We start from the raw sequence: 3,691 nt of genomic DNA on the forward strand, positions 1-3,691 counted from the left end.
TATGCAGCGGATTGCAAATCCGTGGACCTCGGTTCGACTCCGGGAGGCGCCTCCACTATTCAGAAAAACCAGTCCTCGTGGCTGGTTTTTTCGTTTCTGGCACTTTGCTTCTTGTTTCTTCGTCCTTACCTCTTCATTTCTCCCTTTGATATTTGCTAAGCCCAACGCCGTTTTGGTGGAATCCTAAGTTGAACCTTTGTTGATAGACCGCTAAATAAATCAAAGTCACAATTAACCATAATGCTCAATTTGTTTCATTGTTTTATGGGATAACTCTAATTAAAACATGTGTATGAGTGATAGTGTCCCTCTTTATATTTCTTTAATTATTCTATAAGAGGTTCTTAAATATGCAATTTAGTCTAAAGAGAAAAATGGTTTTCTCTGTAGTTTTGGCGATTGCTGTTACATCTGCCATTCTTCTTTTCATGGGTTATAAGACTTTTCAAACAAACAGCTGGCAAGCTATAGAAAGTGAAAGTCGTAATACACTTCAAGCCCATGCAAAGGGCATCAGTGACTGGTTTTACGATAAGAAACAAGCAGTACATGGGCTTAAACAACAAGTACAGCTTAACCCTTCAATAGATATCGTTCCTCATTTACGTCAAACCTTGGTATCTGGTGGGTTTGGATTGAGTTATTACGGTAACAAAGAAGGTGAGATGTTCCGTCATGATCCTTCATTGAATAAAGCGGGGTATGACCCAAGAGTTCGAGGTTGGTATAAACAAACCTTAGCTGAGAACCGCGCAGTAACAACCAAGCCTTACGTGAGTGTAACCATGCAAACCTTAGTGGTGACATTGACCGATCCTGTGACCGAGAATGGATCGATCATAGGTGTTGTGGCATCTAACCTTGCATTAGACAAGCTAATTGAAGATGTGTTGGCTATTCAGGTTCCAGGTAATGGACGAGCGATCCTAATTGATAAGCAAGGCACGGTCGTTGCTCATAAGAATAAAGATTTCATCCTTAAGCAAGTCAAAGAGATAGCACCTGAATTAAGTGTTTCTGGATTAAACAGTGCTGCACAAAACTTAACGACAATTTTTACACAAGTTGATGGTGATGAGCGCGTCATCATGGCTGAGCCTATTAAAGGCACCGACTGGCTACTTGTGATTGAAATGGATAAAGACGTACTAGAGCAGCCGTTGTTCGATATGTTGATTAGCCAAATCACCACAGGTTTGATTGTATTGATCGTTATGGCTGCAGCAACCTCATGGTTTGTGGCTCGTCAATTAGTTGAACTGGGTCGAGTGAGTGAAGCATTAGCTGATATTGCGGAAGGGGAAGGTGATTTAACACAGCGCCTTCAAGTGTCGAGTAAAGATGAAGTAGGGCAACTTGCCGACAAGTTTAATGTGTTCGTAGATAGACTTCATGCAATGATGAAAAACGTGACTGATGTTTCGACGGCAATGAATAACGGAGCTGAACACGCCAACAGCAGCGCATTAAAACGCAGCGATAGCGTCAGCAGACAGCAAGACGAGATCACAATGGTTGCAACAGCTGTGACAGAAATGGCGACAGCAACAGCAGAAATTGCTACGAATGCTGATAGTACGGCCAAAAGTGCGACTCACTCTGTTGAGTTGAGCGAACAAGGCTTCCAACAGATGGCTAAAAGCCAATCATCGATCAATGAGCTTGCAACAGAGCTAACAAGCGCTGTGTCTATCATCAGCGAGCTTGAAGAGCATGGTCAACAAATCGCGTCTATCTTGGCGACGATTCGCGAAATAGCGGAGCAAACTAACTTACTTGCACTCAATGCGGCAATTGAAGCAGCAAGGGCAGGCGAACAAGGTCGAGGCTTTGCAGTGGTTGCCGATGAGGTTCGAGTGCTTTCACAACGAACTCATGCTTCAACAGAAGAGATCGAAGACAAGATCAAGCGCTTACAACAAGCGACTAGTGGTGCCGTTAAAGTGATGACACAAAGCCACGATATGGCGAAAACAAGCGTACATGACGTGGATATGGCGGGAGAGAGCTTGGCTCAAATACGTGAGGCAATTCAGATGATCAGCGATATGGCAACTCAGATAGCTTCTGCTGCTGAAGAGCAGTCACTGGTTACCGCTGAAATCAATGCGAATACCGAATCTGTTCGTGAAGTGAGTGATGTGATGGCAGTTGATGCGACCGATGCGGTTTCACAAGCCAATCAGCTAAGTCATTTAGCGAGTGACTTGAAACGAGAGTTGTCACGCTTCAAGCTTTAATCGATATTGCAGAAAACAACATAGGTTTAGAAACTAAAGAGCACAGACAGTAATAGGCCTGTGCTCTTTCTTTAATAGCTTCAAATGAGTCTCAGTGCTTATCAAAGAAATCCTTATTGCGAATATATTTGCTCATTAAGTGGTAAGAGAAAGGTCTGATCAACCAACTTAGAACAGAGCGCCCAAGACGTATAAACGTCGGTGTGTTTTCGTAGATCCTGCCGTTATAGAGCCAAAGCACTTTCCCTACATGCCAATACAACAGAGGCACGGGCGGCATGAAGGTGACAATATCTATGTCGCAACAGATACGGTAGGTTTTCTTACTCAAACGGTAGTGCTTTCGAAAACTCCAATCACCAATCGCAGGTTGGCCAAAAGTCACGATTCGCTTAACACAGCCTGGATACTTTTGATCTAGGTAATCTGCGAACACGCAGCCAATTGCACCACCAGAAGAGTGGCCGGTTATAGAAATCCTTTTCCCTTGTTCTAACAAAGGCAAGAGTGTCGCTTCTAAGCGTTCGATAACGGTGTGCCCAAGCTTGTCTTCGTTACGACTCGGCTGGCTTTCTTGAAACATGAGGTGATAGAAACCAGCATGTACACGATAGTTCAGCCCAATTTTTTTACAGCTTCTTGTCCAGAGAGCAAAGGTAAGCAACCAATCTGAGATACTGTGCGACCCTTTGATAACCACAACCACTTCATCTTTGTCACTACTCCATAAAACTCGAATCATGGTTTTGCCAAACTGGTTCTTTATGATGCGCTGTCCATTAGGATCAAAACCGTAACGAGTCTGTTTAAAAACTCTCGGGTAGGCGAGGTTACAAAGAACCGCGTAGCGTTCATATTGGTATCGTTTTAGTGACTTCACGTTTTCATTTCGTAACTATAGTTGCGTAAAACTTTAGCCTTTGAATGTGAAAAGCGCATGAAAACGAAGGAGTGTTTCTTTCATTCAACTGAATCAGCGGTATTTAGTGAATCTTCAAACTGGACTTCGGCTTATGAGTTCCTGTTAAAACTCAAAATCTACGCATAATAACCGTACAAGCTGCACTAAATTCATTCTGTAGAGTTCGATAATTAATCACTTGAATTAAATGATAAAATTTATTGTTGACGAATTTTTTTCATCCGTTAAAGTACATCTCGTTCTCACGGCTTAGGTCGCGGAGAGATGGTGTTTTACTCTTCAGTAATCAGCATCGCATGATTGCGTTGCCCTGGTGGTGGAATTGGTAGACACAAGGGATTTAAAATCCCTCGGCGTTCGCGCTGTGCCGGTTCAAGTCCGGCCCGGGGCACCATCTATCTAGTTTCTACTTTTAGTAGAGTGTTGAACAAAGAGTGGTTCTCTTTAAACACTTCAATATATTTTATGTTGATAAAGGCGCCTTGGCAGAGTGGCTATGCAGCGGATTGCAAATCCGTGGACCTCGGTT

Annotated in this window: 2 protein-coding genes and 1 tRNA gene; 2 read left to right on the forward strand and 1 reads right to left on the reverse strand. The window is 43.1% G+C overall.

Annotated elements, in window-relative coordinates; translation table 11 throughout:
- Nucleotides 1-374 precede the first annotated feature (374 nt).
- Nucleotides 375-2,240 (forward strand): methyl-accepting chemotaxis protein, encoded by a 1,866-nt coding sequence (locus tag AB6C75_RS23085; protein ID WP_372109433.1) that lies wholly within the window; start codon nucleotides 375-377, stop codon nucleotides 2,238-2,240.
- Between the two features lie 91 nt (nucleotides 2,241-2,331).
- Here AB6C75_RS23085 and AB6C75_RS23090 read toward each other — a convergent pair whose 3' ends face one another.
- Complete coding sequence (locus AB6C75_RS23090; protein ID WP_372109431.1) at nucleotides 2,332-3,120, reverse strand: lipase family protein; 789 nt, start codon at nucleotides 3,118-3,120, stop codon at nucleotides 2,332-2,334.
- A gap of 349 nt (nucleotides 3,121-3,469) precedes the next feature.
- Between AB6C75_RS23090 and AB6C75_RS23095 the strand changes: the two genes are divergently transcribed.
- Nucleotides 3,470-3,556 (forward strand) — tRNA-Leu (locus AB6C75_RS23095).
- Nucleotides 3,557-3,691: the final 135 nt, after the last annotated feature.

The sequence above is a fragment of the Vibrio sp. 10N.237.312.B06 genome (assembly GCF_041464685.1).
GTDB lineage: Bacteria > Pseudomonadota > Gammaproteobacteria > Enterobacterales > Vibrionaceae > Vibrio > Vibrio tasmaniensis_A.